This window comes from Streptomyces sp. NPDC000410 (genome assembly GCF_040300305.1).
In the GTDB taxonomy this organism is placed as follows: Bacteria; Actinomycetota; Actinomycetes; order Streptomycetales; family Streptomycetaceae; genus Streptomyces.
This window is the reverse complement of sequence record NZ_JBEPDM010000015.1, coordinates 102,753-119,866: the sequence shown is the minus strand read 5'-3', so window position 1 is coordinate 119,866 and position 17,114 is coordinate 102,753. Positions and strand designations below refer to the sequence as shown.

The 17,114-nt window shown below is 72.4% G+C and carries 13 protein-coding genes; 7 read left to right on the top strand and 6 right to left on the bottom strand.

From position 1 onward, the window contains the following. Positions 1-15 precede the first annotated feature (15 nt). Together ABT342_RS18110 and ABT342_RS18105 are read right to left on the bottom strand one after the other, a co-directional pair. Positions 16-492: a DUF2771 domain-containing protein gene (locus ABT342_RS18110; protein WP_351574190.1), complete on the bottom strand. Its 477-nt coding sequence runs from the start codon at positions 490-492 to the stop codon at positions 16-18. Positions 493-687: 195 nt separating this feature from the next. Continuing rightward, positions 688-2,121, bottom strand: coding sequence for an MFS transporter (locus ABT342_RS18105; protein ID WP_351574187.1), 1,434 nt, complete (start codon positions 2,119-2,121; stop codon positions 688-690). A 287-nt stretch (positions 2,122-2,408) separates the two neighbouring features. Between ABT342_RS18105 and ABT342_RS18100 the strand changes: the two genes are divergently transcribed. From ABT342_RS18100 to ABT342_RS18090, 3 genes are all read left to right on the top strand, one after another. After that, positions 2,409-3,335, top strand: a complete 927-nt coding sequence (locus ABT342_RS18100) for a DUF3027 domain-containing protein (protein WP_351574184.1) — start codon at positions 2,409-2,411, stop codon at positions 3,333-3,335. Between the two features lie 1,126 nt (positions 3,336-4,461). Further along, positions 4,462-7,548 (top strand): sacsin N-terminal ATP-binding-like domain-containing protein, encoded by a 3,087-nt coding sequence (locus ABT342_RS18095; RefSeq protein WP_351574182.1) that lies wholly within the window; start codon positions 4,462-4,464, stop codon positions 7,546-7,548. A 147-nt stretch (positions 7,549-7,695) separates the two neighbouring features. Continuing rightward, a complete protein-coding gene (locus tag ABT342_RS18090) occupies positions 7,696-8,085 on the top strand; it encodes a helix-turn-helix domain-containing protein (RefSeq protein WP_351574179.1) in 390 nt (129 codons plus the stop codon). A 364-nt stretch (positions 8,086-8,449) separates the two neighbouring features. On the opposite strand, the gene ABT342_RS18085 is transcribed toward ABT342_RS18090, so the two are convergent. After that, positions 8,450-10,879: an HAD-IC family P-type ATPase gene (locus ABT342_RS18085; protein WP_351574176.1), complete on the bottom strand. Its 2,430-nt coding sequence runs from the start codon at positions 10,877-10,879 to the stop codon at positions 8,450-8,452. Positions 10,880-10,932: 53 nt separating this feature from the next. Continuing rightward, on the bottom strand, positions 10,933-11,232 hold the full coding sequence (locus ABT342_RS18080; protein ID WP_351574174.1) for a DUF2530 domain-containing protein: 300 nt from the start codon (positions 11,230-11,232) through the stop codon (positions 10,933-10,935). A gap of 191 nt (positions 11,233-11,423) precedes the next feature. Between ABT342_RS18080 and ABT342_RS18075 the strand changes: the two genes are divergently transcribed. Then, positions 11,424-12,890, top strand: coding sequence for an NCS2 family permease (locus ABT342_RS18075; RefSeq protein WP_351574171.1), 1,467 nt, complete (start codon positions 11,424-11,426; stop codon positions 12,888-12,890). A gap of 54 nt (positions 12,891-12,944) precedes the next feature. Here the strand turns inward: ABT342_RS18075 and ABT342_RS18070 are convergent, their stop codons facing one another. Next, positions 12,945-13,127: a ribbon-helix-helix protein, CopG family gene (locus ABT342_RS18070; RefSeq protein ID WP_351574169.1), complete on the bottom strand. Its 183-nt coding sequence runs from the start codon at positions 13,125-13,127 to the stop codon at positions 12,945-12,947. A 121-nt stretch (positions 13,128-13,248) separates the two neighbouring features. Here ABT342_RS18070 and ABT342_RS18065 point away from each other — a divergent pair, with 121 nt between their 5' ends. The 3 genes from ABT342_RS18065 to thpR are packed head-to-tail and all read left to right on the top strand — an operon-like array spanning position 13,249 to position 15,604. After that, positions 13,249-13,686, top strand: coding sequence for a MarR family winged helix-turn-helix transcriptional regulator (locus ABT342_RS18065; protein ID WP_351574167.1), 438 nt, complete (start codon positions 13,249-13,251; stop codon positions 13,684-13,686). 26 nt (positions 13,687-13,712) lie between these two features. Next, on the top strand, positions 13,713-15,044 hold the full coding sequence (locus tag ABT342_RS18060; protein WP_351574165.1) for an MFS transporter: 1,332 nt from the start codon (positions 13,713-13,715) through the stop codon (positions 15,042-15,044). After that, entirely contained in the window at positions 15,041-15,604 is a 564-nt protein-coding gene (thpR, locus tag ABT342_RS18055) for an RNA 2',3'-cyclic phosphodiesterase (RefSeq protein ID WP_351574164.1), read from the top strand. Before ABT342_RS18060 ends, thpR begins: the two co-directional genes overlap by 4 nt. 457 nt (positions 15,605-16,061) lie before the next feature. On the opposite strand, the gene ABT342_RS18050 is transcribed toward thpR, so the two are convergent. Then, positions 16,062-17,054, bottom strand: a complete 993-nt coding sequence (locus tag ABT342_RS18050) for an aldo/keto reductase (protein ID WP_351574162.1) — start codon at positions 17,052-17,054, stop codon at positions 16,062-16,064. Positions 17,055-17,114 lie beyond the last annotated feature (60 nt).

Genomic DNA, 17,114 nt, shown 5'->3' with positions numbered 1-17,114 from the left:
CCCGGCCGGGGCGGCTCAGGCCTTCTTGAGCGTGAAGTGCCAGATGCCGGTCAGCCGCTTGCCGGTGGTCTCGACGATGCTCACCTGGGCGGTGTTGGTCGCCTCACCGGTCTGGGTGGCGAAGAACGCGTTGCCCGGGATCGACCGGTAGGTCTTCTTGTACGGCTCCTGCTCGGCCTGCTGGCCGCCGATGAACAGCGTCCAGCCGTTCTCGGCCATCGTCGGCTCGACACCGAAACGGACCTTGTCGTCCATTCCGACCTCGATGACCTTGCCGGACTTCTTGTTGAGGCAGCCCTGGATCAGCGACTCCTTGATGGCCTCGCCGTCGTTGTAGCAGGCCGCCTCGGCGCTGACCGTGTCCGTCCCGACCGTCACGGTCGCGAGCGGCGTCGGCTTGTCGCAGGCGGAGAGTACGAGGAGGCCGGCGGACACGGCACCGAGGGCGGCGGCGGCCCGGCGGTGCTTGCCGGTATTGAACGGTACGGTCATGCTCCGAAGGCTATCGGGCCTGCCGTATCCCGCAGCGCGGGGGTGCGGGCGTGGCGCCCTCGGCGTGCCCGTGCCCGTCCTGTGCCCGTCCTGTGCCTGTGGTGGCCTGCTGCGTGGCCGTGGCGGGCGTCGGTCGGGTGGTGGCCGCAGGGAGTGAGGCGGTGGCGGGCTCGGTCGGGTGGTGGCCGCTGTTCGTCAGCGTGTCCGTGGAGCCGAACGCACCCGGCTCACCGACGACGGGGGCGTGCTGCGCCGCGAGGCCACCAGCAGGCCGCGCAGGGCGAGTGCCGCACCCGTGCCGAGGATGGCCGCCGCCACCGCCATCCCGAGCACACCGTTCAGCGGCAGGGCGATCCCGATCACCCCGCCCGCCACCCACGCCATCTGCAGCAGCGTCTCCGAACGGGCGAACGCGGACGTCCGTACGGCCTCCGGCACGTCCCGCTGGATCATCGCGTCCAGCGACAGCTTCGACAGGGCCTGCGTCAGCCCCGCCACCGCGCCCAGCGCCACCACCATGAACGGGCTGAAGAGCACCGCCGTCAGGACCGCCGTCGACAGCGCGAGTGTCAGTCCCGTGGCGATGATCACTTCCGGAGGCCGGTGCCGTACCCAGGCCCCGATCGCCGTACCGCAGGCGTTGCCGACGCCCGCCGCGACGCCCACCAGGACCAGCGACATGGCCGCGCTCTGACCGGCCATGGGGTGGACGCGGAGCAGGAACGCCAGGAAGAAGATCAGGAAGCCGGAGAGCGCGCGGTGCGCGGCGTTAGCCTGGAGGCCGTGCAGGACGGACGGGCCGACCGTGCGCAGGCTCGGCCTGCGCTCGCCGTGGGTCAGCATGTGCGCCTTGCGCTCGCCCTTCGCCGAGTCGACCTTGTGCGGCAGCGTGAAGGCCAGGAACGTTCCCGCGAGGAAGATCGCGCAGGCCCCGTACAGCGGCCACGGCGGACCGATCTGCTGGAGTCCCGCCCCGATCGGCGCGGCGATCCCGGTCGCGACCAGGCCGGCGAGCGTCACCCGTGAGTTCGCCTTCACCAGCGCGAAGTTCGGCGGCAGGAGGCGTGGGACGACCGCGCTCCTGACCACGCCGTACGCCTTCGACGCCACCAGCACCCCGAGCGCGGCCGGATACAGCTCGATCCCGCCGGTCGCGACCGCGCCCGACATGGTCAGCGCCAGCACCGCGCGGGTCATCATCGCGCCCGCCATCGCGGCGCGGCGGCCGTGTGGGAGGTGATCCAGCAGGGGGCCGATCACCGGGGCGAGAAGAGCGAACGGCGCCAGCGTGATCGCGAGATAGAGCGCGACGCGGCCGCGGGCCTCGTCGGTCGGGACGGAGAAGAAGACGGTGGAGGCGAGCGCGACGGTGATCATGACGTCGCCGGCGCCGTTGACCGCGTGCAGCTCGATGAGTTTGCCGAGACCCGATTCGCCCGCGCCGTGGGCGTGGGTGGCCCGGCGGATGCCTCGCGCCGTACCGGTGAACGGCAGGCGCAGGGCGCGGGCTGCCGCCCGGCCCGCGTTGCTGAGCGGCCCGGTGCGGTGGCCGGTGTTGTGGCCGGATGCGCGGCCTGATCCGCGCCCCGGTCCGGGACCGGATCTCATGGACGACCTCGCGGCTGTCACCCCGTCATAGTGCCCCACGCGCCTTCGACCCGAACCGGGATTCGGACGGGCAGGTGGGCGCCACGCCACAGAGGGGGTAGCGTGCGTAGCGCGCCACCGGCGGTAGTTCTCGGCCGCGCGCCTCTTCGTCATCCCGCAGAATGGGTGACGAGTAGGTGCGCACGTGTACGGGACTGATTGCCCGGGCGCGGACGTCGATGCGGCCCTCTGGTCCGCTCCGCCCGCCGCCCGTACATCGCGAATCGGCCGGCGCACCCGTGAGACGGCGTAGGAGAGAAGCGAGACCTGTGAGTGCTGCGACGACGCGAAGCCGTACCCCGCGTAACCCTCGTACCCCGGACCGTCTGTGCGTCGAGGCGGTAGACCTCGCGCGGGCGGCCGCGGAGGAGGTAGCCGCGCCGGGGGTGGTGGGCGAGCATGTCTCCGTCGTGTCCGAGGGCGACCGGGTGGTCACGCACCTCTTCGAGTGCAAGGAGCCGGGGTACCGGGGCTGGCGCTGGGCCGTGACCGTCGCCCGTGCCTCCCGTGCGAAGGTCGTCACCCTCGACGAGACCGTCCTGCTGCCCGGCCAGGACGCGCTGCTCGCGCCCGAGTGGGTGCCGTGGAGCGAGCGGCTGCGGCCGGGTGACATGGGCCCGGGGGACCTCCTGCCGACGGAGGCCGACGATCTGCGGCTGGAGCCGGGGTACTCGGGTGAGGACGTGCCCCCGCCGAACTCGGCCGTCTCCGACGAGCTGGCCGAGCGGGTCGACGCGGAGGACGCGGAGATCGTGACGCGGGCGCCGTCCCGGGGCGCGATCACGTCCCTGGCGGAGGAGCTGGGGATGCGCCGCGCGCGTGTCCTCTCCCGGTACGGGCTGCACATCGCGGCGGACCGGTGGGAAGAGGCGTACGGCGCGAAGACGCCGATGGCGCAGGCGGCGCCGGCGACGTGTGTGTCGTGCGCGTTCCTGATGCCGCTGTCGGGGTCGCTCAAGCAGGCGTTCGGCGTGTGCGCGAACGAGTTCTCTCCGGCGGACGGGCGTGTCGTGTCGCTGACGTACGGCTGCGGGGGGCACTCGGAGGCGGCGGTCATGCCGAAGCCGCCGCGGCCGGCGCCGCCGGTGCTCGACTCGATGCGCCCGGACGAGTTCCCGCTCCGCCCGGCCCCGGACAGCGGCTCGGTCCCGGACCACGCGGACACGGCGTCCCCGGACGACCTGGGCCACAGCTAGCCCTCCCCCCGGGCGGGGGCGCCCTCCGGGCGGCGGGGGCGTCCGGGTTGGCCGCCCGTGCCCGGGGTTGCCCTCGGGCCTCTGGGTGGGGTGGGTCCGGGTTGGCTGCCCGTGCCCGGGCGCGCCGGCCCTCTCCGGGTTGGTCGCCCCGAACCGGGGTCGCTCTCGGCTTCCGCCGGGGGTGGTGGGGCGTGGCCCCTCCGGGCTCGACTCCTCGGCGTCGGCGGCAAACCGGTCTCCGATGCGTTGACGCCCACCCCCGCCAACGCCTGCGGGGCCGACCCTCCACGGCCCCACCCCAGCTCCGGCTGCCGCCTGCGGGCCGGTGGTTTGTGGGCATGCGTTCCGCCGGGGGTCCCCCCAGGACGAAGTCCTAGGGGGAGGAACGGGTGGGCACAAACCACCCACCGGGCCGCAGACGGGTACGTACCCTCGGCGGCACCAGGCGGCCCCGGCTGGAGTGCCGGGACCAATGCGTACCTTCGGTGCCGCAGGCCTGCCCCGGTCGGCGTGGCAGGAGGCGTCCGGCCGCAGGCCGGGACGTACCTCGGGCGCGAACCCGGGCCACGTACCGGGAGGTGCCCGGACCGCCCCGGGCGGCGTGCCTGGAGGGGTCCGCCCTCCGGCTTCGCCACCGCAGGCGGGTACGTCCCTTCGGTGCCACCAGGCCGCCCCGGGCGGGCGTGCCGGGAGGGTCCGGGCGCCCCGGGCGGTGCGCCACGCAGGCGGGTGCGTACCTTCGGTGGCACCGGGCCGCCCCGGGCGGGCGTGCCGGGAGGGTCCGGGCGCCCCGGGCGGTGCGCCACGCGGGTGGGTGGGTGCCTCTGGGGCCGCCGGGCCGCAGGCGGGTACGTCCCTTCGGTGGCACCGGGCCGCCCCGGGCGGGCGTGCCGGGAGGGTCCGGGCGCCCCGGGCGGTGCGCCACGCAGGCGGGTGCGTACCTTCGGTGGCACCGGGCCGCCCCGGGCGGGCGTGCCGGGAGGGTCCGGGCCGCCCCGGGCGCGGCGCCCCCACCGGCGCGGCGCCCCCGAGCACCCCACCCCGCACCCCAGCGGAGCGCCCCCGTACGCGATACCTTCGGGCCGCAGTTGAGGTACACCAGTAACAGGACAGAGCGGAGACAGGCGTGAGCGTCAGGACCACCGAGGGGGCCGACCCGTTCGGGACGGCGCGGCTGCGGCGTGGGGTGCTCGACGCGTGGGGGGCCAGCCCTGCCCGCTTCCGGGAGGACGCCAACGCCGAGGAGGACCTCGCGCTCGGCGGCTACCGCGACCGCCTCGTCATCGAGCTCGCCCAGAACGCCGCCGACGCCGCCGCCCGCGCCGGCGTACCCGGACGGCTGCGGCTCACGCTCCGCCAGGGCACCCTCGTCGCCGCGAACACCGGCGCCCCGCTGGACGCGGCCGGTGTCGAGTCCCTGTCCACGCTTCGGGCCTCGGCCAAACGGGAGAACGACCAGGGCGCCGTCGGCCGCTTCGGCGTCGGGTTCGCCGCCGTGCTCGCCGTCAGTGACGAGCCCGCCGTCGTCGGCCGCCACGGAGGCGTGCGCTGGGCCCTCGCCGAGGCCCGCGAGCTCGCCCAGCAGGTCGCGAAGGCCAGCCCCGGCCTCGGCGACGAGCTGCGCAGGCGCGACGGCCACGTACCGCTGCTGCGCCTCCCGCTGCCCGCCGAGGGCACCGCCCCCGACGGCTACGACACCGTCGTGATCCTGCCCCTGCGCGACGGCACCGCCGAGGACCTGGTCGCCCGGCTCCTCGACGGCATCGACGACGCACTCCTGCTCACGCTCCCCGGCCTGGCCGAGGTCGTCGTGGAGACCCCGGAGGGCGTACGGACCCTGCGCCGCAGCGAGCAGGACGCGTACGTCCACATCGACGACACCGCCCGGGGCGTCAACCGCTGGCGCGTCGTCACCCGAGGGGGCGCCATCGACGCCCCGCTCCTCGCCGACCGGCCCGTCGAGGAGCGGCTGCGGCCGCACTGGACCGTCACCTGGGCCGTTCCCGTGGACCTCGACGGCGCCCCCGTCCACCCGGCGACCGCGCCCGTCGTGCACGCCCCCACGCCCACCGACGAGCCCCTCGGTGTCCCCGCGCTCCTGATCGCCACGCTCCCGCTCGACACCACCCGCCGGCACCCCGCGCCCGGCCCGCTGACCGACTTCCTGGTGCGGCAGGCGGCGGAGGCGTACGCGGAACTCCTCGGCGACTGGCAGCCCGTCGGCACCGGCACCATCGACCTGGTCCCGGGCCCGCTCGGCAAGGGCGAGCTGGACGGGGCCCTGCGCGCGGCGATCCTGGAACGCCTGCCCCGCGTCGCGTTCCTCGCCCCGGCCGTCCCCTCCGAGGACCTCGAAGCGCTGCGCCCCCTGGAGGCCGAGGTCGTCGAGGGCGCGGGCGCCGAGACCGTACGCGTCCTGGCCGACGTACTGCCCACCCTGCTGCCCGCCGGTCTCGAACGCCGCGTCGAACTGCGCGCGCTCGGGGTCGCCCGGGTACCGCTGACGGAGGCGATCGACCGGCTCGCGGGGATCGAGCGCGACCCGTCGTGGTGGTGGAGCCTGTACGACAGCCTCGCGGGCGTGGACCCCGAGCGGCTGACGGGCCTTCCGGTGCCGCTGGCGGGCGGCGCGCGGACGACGATCGGCCCGCGTCAGGTCCTTCTGCCCACCCCCGAAACCCCCGCCGGGCTCGCCCGCTTCGGGCTGAAGGTCGCCCATCCGGACGCCGCGCACCCGCTGCTGGAGAAGCTCGGCGCGCTGCCCGCGACGCCGCGCGCGGTGCTGACGACCCCGCAGGTGCGGGCCGCCGTCGCCGCGTCCCTGGACGACGGGGACGGGCTGTGGGAGGAGGACGCGCCGGACAGCGAGGAGCTCGCGGAGATCGTCCTCGCGCTGGTGCGGGACGCGGGCCTGGAGCCCGGTGACGAGCCCTGGCTGGGCGCGCTCGCGCTGCCCGACGAGGACGGCGACATCGCGCCCGCCGGTGAACTCGTCCTGCCCGGCAGTCCGTTCGCCTCCGTGATGGGCGAGGGCGAACTCGCCCTGTGCGACGCCGAGCTGGCCGAGCGCTGGGGCGAGCAGCCGCTCGCCGCCTGCGGGGTGCTGGCGAACTTCGCGCTCGTCCGCGCCACCGACCTCGTACTCGACCCCGACGAACTGGAACCCCGCGACGGGGACTTCGCCGAACCCGACGACGCCGGTCTGCTCGACGCCGTCGACGTGTGGTGCGAGGACGTGCTGGACCGGCTGCCGGACACCCCGGTGCCGCCGGTCGCGACCGAGATCGTCGCCGTACGGGACCTCGACCTGGTGGACGACGACCACTGGCCGCAGGCGCTGGCGCTGCTCGCTCAGCCGCCGCTGCGGGACGCGCTCACGCAGCCGGTGCGGGTGCTGCTGCCGGACGGCACGACCGAGACCGTACGTCCGTACACGGCCTGGTGGCTGCGCGACCATCCGGTGCTGGACGGCCGCCGCCCGGCGGGCCTTCGGGTGTCGGGCGGGGATCCGCTGCTGGTCGGGCTGTACGACTCCGCCGACGCGACCGGCTTCGAGGACGAGCAGGTGCTCCACGCGCTCGGCGTACGGACCTCCGTCGCCGCGCTCCTGGACGAGCCGGGCGGCGCGGCCGAGCTGCTGGGCCGCCTCGCGGACCCGGACCGCCCGGTCAGTGCCTCCCAGCTGCACGCCCTCTACACCGCGCTGGCCTACCTCGACCCGGACCAGGTGACCCTTCCGGACGAGCTGCGCGCGGTCGTGGACGGCGAGGTCCGCGTGGTGGACGCCTCCGAGGCCCTGATCGCGGACGCCCCCGACCTGCTCCCGCTCGCGACCGGCCGCCCCCTGCTGCCGGTCTCCCCGTCGCGGGCGGCGGACCTGGCGGAGCTGTTCCAGGTGGGGCGCCTGAGCGAGACGGTGGAGGCGGAGGTGACGACGGTCGGCGAGGAACACGACGTTCCGCTGTCGGTCCACGCCCTCCTCGGCCCCGCGACTCCGTCCTCGTACGTCGAACACGAGGAGCTCCTCGCCGGCGGCACCGAACTCGACTGGCGCCGCACCCCTGACGGCGTCATCCACGCCGCCACCCTGGAGGGCGTGGCAGCGGGCCTCGCCTGGGCGGCGGGCCAATGGCCCCGCCGCTTCGAGGTGGCGGCCCTCCTGGAGGACCCGTCCCGCACGGAGGAACTGGCCCGGGACCGCTGGTTCGACTAAGACTTGATCCGCAATTCACCAGAGGGTGAGCTGTGGACTGCACGCGGTGCGGGGACCGGGCGTTCCGGCGTGGCCACGAGATCGTGACTCATCCGGGGTTGCCCGGTTCCGCTGTCCGGCGGTCCGGGGAGCAGAGGTCTCGCGGCGTTGCCGTGGGACTGCCACGCGTCCCGGCCGCCGGGGCGGTTTCGGGCTCGCGAGCGGCCCTCGGCGCTCCTGCTGGACAACCGTGTACTCCTGGCCGCCATCGCATGGCGCACCAACCTCACGCACCGTCAACTCGCCGACCTCTCCGGTGTCGGCGTGGCCACCGCGCACCGCATCCTCGACCGGCTCACGCCGCTGATCGCAAAGCTCCTTGAACCGCCCGGCGGCAATCGCTCTGACCTGTGGGTCGCGGACGGCACGCTCATCCCCGTCGAGGACCAGACGATGACGAAATGCTCCAAGAACTACCGGCCGCAGCGTCAACGTGCAGTTCACCTTTCGCGCCCGAGACCGGCGCGTCATCAGCGTGGGCGATGCCTGGATCGGTAACCGCAACGACATCGTGGTTTCCGCGCCACCATGGCTGAACAGGTCGCCGGACACCGCCTGATCATCGGAGGCGGCGCGTATCGCACTGCGGCCGGAATCATCACCAGCAAGTTCAAGAGCAAGCCGTTCGCCAAGCGCCAGGTGCGGGTCGAGCACGGCATCGCCCACCTCAAGGACTACCGAGTCCTCCGGCAGCGCCGCAGGCGCGGCGAAACGATCAACGACACCATCCGCGCCGTCGCCGTACTCCACAACGGGGTCTGGGGCGGAGCCCCCCACGCGGCGGAGCCGCAAATCGACACTGCGGGAAGGGGCGGGGCGGGGACAGAAGCCCGCCGCAGGCGCCCCCCGCCCCCCGCCTCCCCTACGCCGGATACCTCCGGTCCACCCACCGGTACGACACCTCCAGCAGCACCGCCGCCACCGCCGCGATCCCCACCGCCGTCCACGGCATCGTCGTGCCGACCAGCCTCAGGGCGAAGAAGTCCTGCAGCCACGGCACGACCAGCACGATCAGGAAGCCCAGGCCCATCGCCGCGACCAAGAGGATCCGCCACCACGTGTAGGGGCGGGCGGTGATCGCCAGGACCCACATGGCGACCAGGAAGAGCGTGAGCGTCGCCGCGCTCGTCTCGGCCTCGAGGGCGGCGGGGCCGCTGTAGTGGGCGCGGGCGAGGATGTACGTCGTGAAGGTGGCGGCGGCCGCGATGATGCCGCCGGGAATCGCATACCGCATGACGCGGCGGACGAAGTGCGGCTGCGCGCGCTCCTTGTTGGGCGCGAGGGCGAGGAAGAAGGCCGGGACGCCGATCGTCAGGGTGGAGAGCAGGGTCAGGTGCCGGGGCAGGAAGGGGTACTCCACCTGCGAGCACACCACCAGGATGGCGAGGAGCACCGAGTAGACGGTCTTCGTGAGGAAGAGGGTCGCGACGCGGGTGATGTTGCCGATGACCCGGCGGCCCTCGGCGACCACCGAGGGCAGGGTGGCGAAGCTGTTGTTGAGCAGGACGATCTGGGCGACGGCCTTCGTGGCCTCGGAGCCCGAGCCCATGCTCACCCCGATGTCGGCGTCCTTGAGCGCGAGGACGTCGTTGACGCCGTCGCCGGTCATGGCGACCGTGTGGCCGCGTGACTGGAGCGCGCCGACCATGTCCCGCTTCTGCTGCGGGGACACGCGGCCGAAGACCGCGTTCGCGTCCAGTTCGGCGGCCATCGCCTCCCGCTCGGCGGGCAGCCGCCGGGCGTCGATGGTGTTGCCGGCCCCGGGCAGGCCGAGTTTCCCGGCGACCGCGCTCACGGAGACCGCGTTGTCACCCGAGATGACCTTCGCGGCGACGTCCTGGTCGTCGAAGTAGCGCAGGGTCGCGGCCGCGTCGGGCCGCAGCCGCTGCTCCAGGACGACCAGGGCGGTGGGTCGTGCGCCCTTCGCGACGGCGGGGGCGTCGAGCTCGCCGGCGGCGCGGGCGAGGAGGAGCACCCGCAGGCCCTGTTCGTTGAGGTGGTCGACGGCGGCGAGGGCGGGGTCCCCGGAGGGCAGCAGGACGTCGGGCGCGCCGAGCAGCCAGGTGGAGCTCTGGCCGTCGCCCTCGCTGAAGGCGGCGCCGCTGTACTTGCGGGCCGAGGAGAACGGCAGCGACTCGGTGCAGCGCCATTCCTCGCTGTCCGGGTACGCGTCGATGATCGCCTGGAGCGAGGCGTTGGGGCGCGGGTCGGACTCGCCGAGCGCGCCCAGCACCCTCCGTACGTACGCCTCGTCGTGGCCGTCGAGCATCCGCAGCTCGGTGACGTCCATACCGCCCTCGGTGAGCGTGCCCGTCTTGTCGAGGCATACGACGTCGACCCGGGCCAGGCCCTCGATCGCGGGCAGTTCCTGGACGAGGCACTGTTTGCGGCCGAGCCGGACGACGCCGATCGCGAAGGCGACCGAGGTGAGCAGGACGAGCCCCTCGGGGATCATCGGGACGATGCCGCCCACGGTCCGGGCGATCGAGTCCTTGATGTTGTCGCCCTTCACCACCAGCTGGCTGATGATCAGCCCGATCGCGGTCGGGATCATCATCCACGTCACGTACTTGAGGATCGTGGAGATGCCGGAGCGCAGCTCGGAGTGGACGAGCGTGAAGCGGGACGCCTCCTCGGCGAGCTGCGCCGCGTACGCCTCGCGGCCGACCTTGGTGGCGGTGAACGCGCCGCCGCCCGCGACGACGAAGCTGCCGGACATGACCCGGTCGCCGGGCTTCTTCAGGACCGGGTCCGCCTCGCCGGTCAGCAGGGATTCGTCGATCTCCAGGCTGTCGGCCTCGGCGACGTCGCCGTCCACGACGACCTTGTCGCCCGGTCCGAGTTCGATGAGGTCCCCGAGCACGATCTCGGAGGTGGACACCTCGGCGGCGACGCCGTCGCGCCGTACGACGGGTTTCGTCTCGCCGATGACGGCGAGCGAGTCGAGGGTCTTCTTGGCGCGGAGCTCCTGGATGATGCCGATGCCGGTGTTGGCGAGGATGACGTAGCCGAACAGACCGTCCTGGAGCGGCGCGACGAAGAACATGATCACCCAGAGCACGCCGATGATCGCGTTGAAGCGGGTGAAGACGTTGCCGCGGATGATGTCGACGGTGGAGCGGCTGCTGCGTACGGGTACGTCGTTGACCTCGCCGCGCGCGATGCGCTCGGCCACCTCGGCCGAGCTGAGCCCGCCGGGGCGGTGGACGACGGGCAGTTGTATGGGGTGCACGGGGTCGAGCTCCGCGCCCGCGTCGATGGCGGGACCGGGCCCCTGTGGCTCGGGAGTCATGTTCCCGACGTTACGGCGGCGGGACGGCGTTCACCCCCCGAGCGGGGTGAACTTCAGACCCCGGTAGGACCCGGACGGTCCTCGGGTACGACGGGCTCCGCCGCCTGTGCGGCAGCAGCGCGCTTGAGGGCCGCGTCGCGCCCCCGCACGTACCAGATGCCGATGAGGCCGAGGCCCCCACCGGCGAGGCAGGTCCACACCCACCAGGTCAGATCGCGGTCGGCGAACCAGCTGTAGAAGGGGACCTGGACGAGGAAGAGCACGAACCAGATGATCGTGCCGCCGACGATGGTGGCGACGACGGGCCCCTCCAGGGGCTCGGGTGCCTCGTGCTTGGGGGTCCACTTCGCCATACGGACAAGTGTATGGGGCCCCTGTACGACCCCGAACGGCGCCCGCGCAGCACTCGCACGGCACGCGGAGCCCCGGTAGGTACTGGCCTCTACGCGCGGAGATACCCATTTGTCGCTCATACGTTCATACTGAAGCGGTTTGCGTCCGACCGGTTTTGTTCGTACGAACATCCATCTCGACGAGGTCTCGTATGCCCCCCACGGCCACCGCTCCTGTGGACGTCCAGCAGCCGCAGCAGCCGGATTCCGGCACCGGCGTCCCCAGCCGCATCGACCGCTACTTCAAGATCTCCGAGCGCGGCTCCACGTTCTCCCGGGAGATCCGCGGCGGCTTCGCCACCTTCTTCGCGATGGCCTACATCATCGTGCTGAACCCGATCATCCTCGGCAGCGCGAAGGACATGTACGGGCATCAGCTCGACGGCGGCCAGCTGGTCACCGCCACCGTGCTGACCGCGGCCCTCTCCACGCTCCTGATGGGCGTCATCGGCAACGTCCCGATCGCCCTGGCTGCCGGCCTCGGTGTGAACACCGTCGTCGCCCTCCAGCTCGCCCCCCGGATGAGCTGGGCGGACGCCATGGGCATGGTCGTGCTCGCCGGTGTCGTCGTGATGCTGCTCGTCGCGACGGGGCTGCGCGAGCGCGTCATGAACGCCGTACCGCTCGGCCTGCGCAAGGGCATCGCCATCGGCATCGGCCTCTTCATCATGCTGATCGGCCTCGTCGACTCCGGCTTCGTCTCCCGGATCCCGGACGCCGCGCACACCACCGTCCCGCTCCAGCTCGGCCTGAGCGGCCACCTGTCCGGCTGGCCGGTGCTGGTCTTCGTCCTCGGAACGCTGCTCACGCTCGCCCTGGTCATCCGCAAGGTCCCGGGCGCGATCCTGATCTCGATCGGTGTGATGACGGCCCTCGCGGTCGTCATCCAGCTGGTCGCGAAGCTGCCCGGCCAGGCCTGGGGCCTCACGGTCCCCGCCTGGCCCGGCAACCCGGTCGCCACGCCGGACTTCGGTCTGGTCGGCGAGGTGAGCCTGTTCGGCGGCTTCGAGAAGGTCGGCCTGCTCACCGGCTGCCTGTTCGTCTTCACCGTGCTGCTGTCCTGCTTCTTCGACGCGATGGGCACGATCCTCGGCGTCGGCGACGAGGCCAAGCTGATGGACAAGGACGGCAACTTCCCCGGCATCAACAAGGTGCTGCTGGTGGACGGCCTCGCGGTCGCCTCGGGCGGCGCGAGCTCGTCCTCGGCGACCACGTGCTTCGTGGAGTCCACGGCGGGCGTCGGCGAGGGGGCCCGGACGGGACTCGCCTCCGTCGTGACCGGCGGGCTCTTCTCGGTGGCGCTGTTCCTCACCCCGCTGGCGACGATGGTGCCGTCCCAGGCGGCGACGCCCGCGCTGCTGGCGGTGGGCTTCCTGATCCTGGCGGGGTCGGTCAAGGACATCGACTGGAGCGACTTCACCATCGCCGTTCCGGCGTTCCTGGCGATGGTGATGATGCCGTTCACGTACTCGATCACCAACGGCATCGGCATCGGCTTCGTCGCCTTCAGCGCGCTGCGGCTGGCGACCGGGCGCGGGCGTGAGGTGCCGGTGGCGATGTACGTGGTGTCGGCGGTGTTCGTGTTCTTCTACGTGATGCCGTCGCTGGGTCTCACGTAGCCCCTCACGTAGCTCCTCACGTTGCCTTCATGGCCCTCGCGGAGGTCGCGGAGGTCACGTGAGGCCGTAGAACTTCTGTGTTTCGTCGACCGCCGCCTGGAAGCGTTCGTCGAAGTCGTCGCGAATGAGCGTCCGGACCACGTAGTCCTGGACGCTCATTCCGCGTCTGGCGGCATGCTCCCGGAGCCGGTCGAGCAGCTCTCCGTCTATCCGCAGGCTGAGCACTGTCGATCCCATACGGGTCAGGCTCGCTGGCCGGGCCCGGCCGTCGTGTCACTTTCCCGGCCCGGCTCACTCGTATGAGTGACTGGGTGACCCCATTGGTATTTAGATTGGGTAATGAGTTACTCTAAGGACTATGCCTGACCTGACCCACGGCGACGACGCTGCCGCCGTGAACTCGCTCCGCTCGGCCGTCATGCGGCTGGGCCGACGCCTCAAGCACCAGCGCGTCGACGAATCGCTGAGCCCCACCGAGATGTCGGTGCTCGGCACCCTCGCCCGCTGCGGCTCGGCCACCCCCGGTGAGCTGGCCCGCAAGGAGCACGTCCAGCCGCCGTCCATGACCCGCATCGTGGCGCTGCTGGAGTCCAAGGGGCTGGTCCGGCTGGAGCCGCACCCCGACGACCGCCGGCAGAAGGTCGTCAGCCAGACCGAGCAGGCCGAGGCCATGCTCGAGGAGAGCCGCCGCAAGCGGAACGCCTGGCTGGCCACCCTCGCCGAGGGCCTGGACGAGGACGAGTGGGCCAAGCTGCGCGCGGCCGCCCCTGTTCTGGAGAAGCTCGCACACCTGTAACCGACTGCCTGAGGAGGCGAGCCCCTTTGCGTACGGGACCCGGAGCAGACTCCGCACCCGCACCCACATCCACCCACAGCACCTTCGGCTCGTTGAAGATCCGCAACTACCGGCTGTTCTTCACCGGAGCCATCGTCTCCAACACGGGCACCTGGATGGCCCGCATCACCCAGGACTGGCTGGTCCTGAGCCTCACCGGCTCGGCCGCCGCCGTGGGGATCACGATGGCCCTGCAGTTCCTGCCGATGCTCCTCTTCGGCCTGTACGGCGGCGTCATCGCCGACCGCTACCCCAAGCGCCGCATCCTGCTGTTCAGCCAGGGCGCACTGGGCCTGTGCGGCCTCGCGCTGGCGACGCTCACCCTCTCGGGCCACGTCCAGGTCTGGCACGTCTATCTGATCGCGTTCCTGCTCGGCATGGTCACCGTCGTCGACAACCCGACCCGGCAGTCCTTCGTCTCCGAGATGGTCGGCCCGGACCAGCTGCGCAACGCCGTCAGCCTCAATTCCGCGAACTTCCAGTCCGCGCGGCTCGTCGGACCGGCCGTGGCGGGTGTGCTGATCACGGCGGTGGGCAGCGGCTGGGCGTTCCTGCTCAACGGCCTCTTCTTCCTCGCGCCGGTCGTCGGGCTGCTGCGGATGCGCACGGGCGAGCTGCACAAGGTGGAGCGGGCGCCGCGCGGCAAGGGGCAGCTGCGAGAGGGCCTGAAGTACGTCGCCGGGCGGCCCGAGCTGATCTGGCCGATCGTGCTCGTCGGCTTCATCGGCACGTTCGCCTTCAACTTCCCGATCTGGCTGACGGCCTTCGCCGACCAGGTCTTCCACGTGGGCCCCGGTACGTACGGCCTGCTCAACACCCTGATGGCGGCCGGCTCCCTGGCGGGCGCCCTGCTCGCCGCCCGGCGCGGATCGTCCCGGCTGCGGATGCTCGTCGGTGCGGCGGCGCTGCTGGGGGTGCTGGAGATCGCGGCCGCGTTCTCGCCGTCGTTCTGGCTCTTCGCGCTGCTGCTCGTCCCGATCGGCATGGTCGGACTGACGGTGAACGTCACCGCCAACTCGTCCCTCCAGATGGCCACGGACCCGGTGATGCGGGGCCGGGTGATGAGCCTGTACCTGATGGTCTTCGTCGGCGGTACGCCCGTGGGCGCGCCCATCGTCGGCTGGATCACCGACACGTACGGGGCGCGGATCGGCTTCGCGACGGGCGGGCTGGTCGCCATGGCGGCGGCAGCGGCGATCGGCCTGATCCTGGTCCGGGTCGGCGGGCTGCGGGTACGGGTCGACATGCGGCGGGGCGGCAGGCCGCAGGTGCGGTTCGTTCCCCGGGAGGCGCGTGATCGCGCCAGACTGGCGGTATGAGACTCTTCGCCGCCGTGATCCCGCCCGACGAAGCTCTACGCGAACTCGGACGTGCCGTCGACCCCTTGCACGCACTCCCCGAAGCCGACGGGCTGCGCTGGACCGAGCGCCCCGGCTGGCACTTCACACTCGCCTTCATGGGCGAGGTCGACGACGCCCTCCTGCCCGATCTGCACGAGCGTCTCGGCCGCGCCGCCCACCACAGCGAGGACTTCCGCCTGCGGCTGCACGGCGGCGGCCACTTCGGCCGCCGCGTCCTGTGGATCGGGGCGGCCGGCGGGCTCGACGCGATGCGCATGCTGGCGGAGCGGGCGAACGCGGCGGCGCGGCGGGCGGGCGTGCCGATGGACGAGCACCGCGCGTACCACCCGCATCTGACGATCGCCCGCGCCCGTGAGGACACGGACCTGCGCCCGTACGTCGACGCACTCCACGCTTTCGAGGGCACCCCCTGGCAGGCCGCCGAGCTCGCGCTCGTCCGCAGCAACCTGCCGAGGGGCGGGGTGACGGGGGAGCAGCCGCGGTACGAGACGGTGTGCGCGTGGCCGCTGGGCGATTGACCGGGGGCTTCGTCCCGGGCCCGTGTGGGGGCGCCTGCGGCGGGCTTCTCTCCCCGCCCCGCCCCTTCCCGCAGTGTCGACTTGCGGCTCCGCCGCGTGGGGGGCAAGCCCCCAGCCCCCCGTACGGCCTTCCGCCGTGTCCTCAAACGCCGGACGGGCTGGAGAATCCAGCCCCGCCGGCGTTTGAGGCGCGGGGGTTCGGGGGCGGAGCCCCCGCAACGGGGTCTGGGGCGGAGCCCCAGTTGCGGGATGGGGGTACCTCCCAGGCGAAGCTCTGGGGGAGGGTGGGTAGGGGAACAAGCCCGCCGCAGGCGCCCCCCACCCGCACCCGCCCCACCCCCCGGCGGCTAGTCTCAGGGGGTGGACCCCAAGACCAGGAACCGGATCATGGCCGGTGTGCTCGTACTGATGTTCGCGATCATCGCGGTGTCGTACGTGGCCTGACCGTCACCGCGCTTCACCAGGCGAACGCCTCCGGCGACGCCCCCGGCCCCGGGAAGATCGCGTCCAGCTCCGCCAGCAGTTCCTCCGACAGTTCCAGCTCGACCGCCCGCAGGGCCGACGTGAGCTGGTCCAGCGTGCGCGGGCCGACGATCGGGCCCGTCACGCCGGGGCGGGTGAGCAGCCAGGCGAGGGCCGCCTCGCCCGGGGGCAGTCCGTGCTTGTCGAGGAGGTCCTCGTAGGCCTGGACCTGCGCGCGCACGGCAGGGTCGGTGAGGGCGTCCGCCGCGCGGCCGGTGGCGCGCCTGCCGCCCTCGACCTGCTTCTTGATCATCCCGCCCAGCAGCCCGCCGTGCAGCGGCGACCACGGAATGATCCCGAGGCCGTACTCCCGCGCCGCGGGGATGACCTCCATCTCGGCGCGCCGCTCGGCCAGGTTGTACAGGCACTGCTCACTGACCAGTCCGACCATGCCGCGCCGTGCGGCGGTCTCGTCGGACTGGGCGATCTTCCAGCCGGGGAAGTTCGACGATCCGGCGTAGAGGATCTTGCCCTGCTGGATCAGTACGTCGACGGCCTGCCAGATCTCCTCGACGGGAGTGTCCCGGTCGATGTGGTGGAACTGGTACAGGTCGATGTGATCGGTCTTCAGTCGCCTGAGGCTGGCCTCGACCGCCCGCCGGATGTTCAGGGCGGACAGCTTGTCGTGGTTCGGCCAGACCGGTTCGCCGTCCGGGCCCATGTTGGCGTACACCTTGGTGGCCAGCACCACCTTGTCCCGGCGGTCGCTGCTCTTTTCGAACCAGTTCCCGATGATCTCCTCGGTACGGCCCTTGTTCGCGCCCCAGCCGTAGGCGTTGGCGGTGTCGAAGAGGTTGATGCCCGCGTCCAGCGCGGCATCCATGATCGTGTGGCTTTCGGCCTCGTCCGTCTGCGGCCCGAAGTTCATCGTGCCGAGGACGAGGCGGCCGACCTTGAGTCCCGTGCGTCCAAGCTGCGTGTACTCCATGTCACCCAAGCCAACGCGTTGGAGTGCACTCCAGGCAAGAGCACCTCGCTCCGGTTCTCT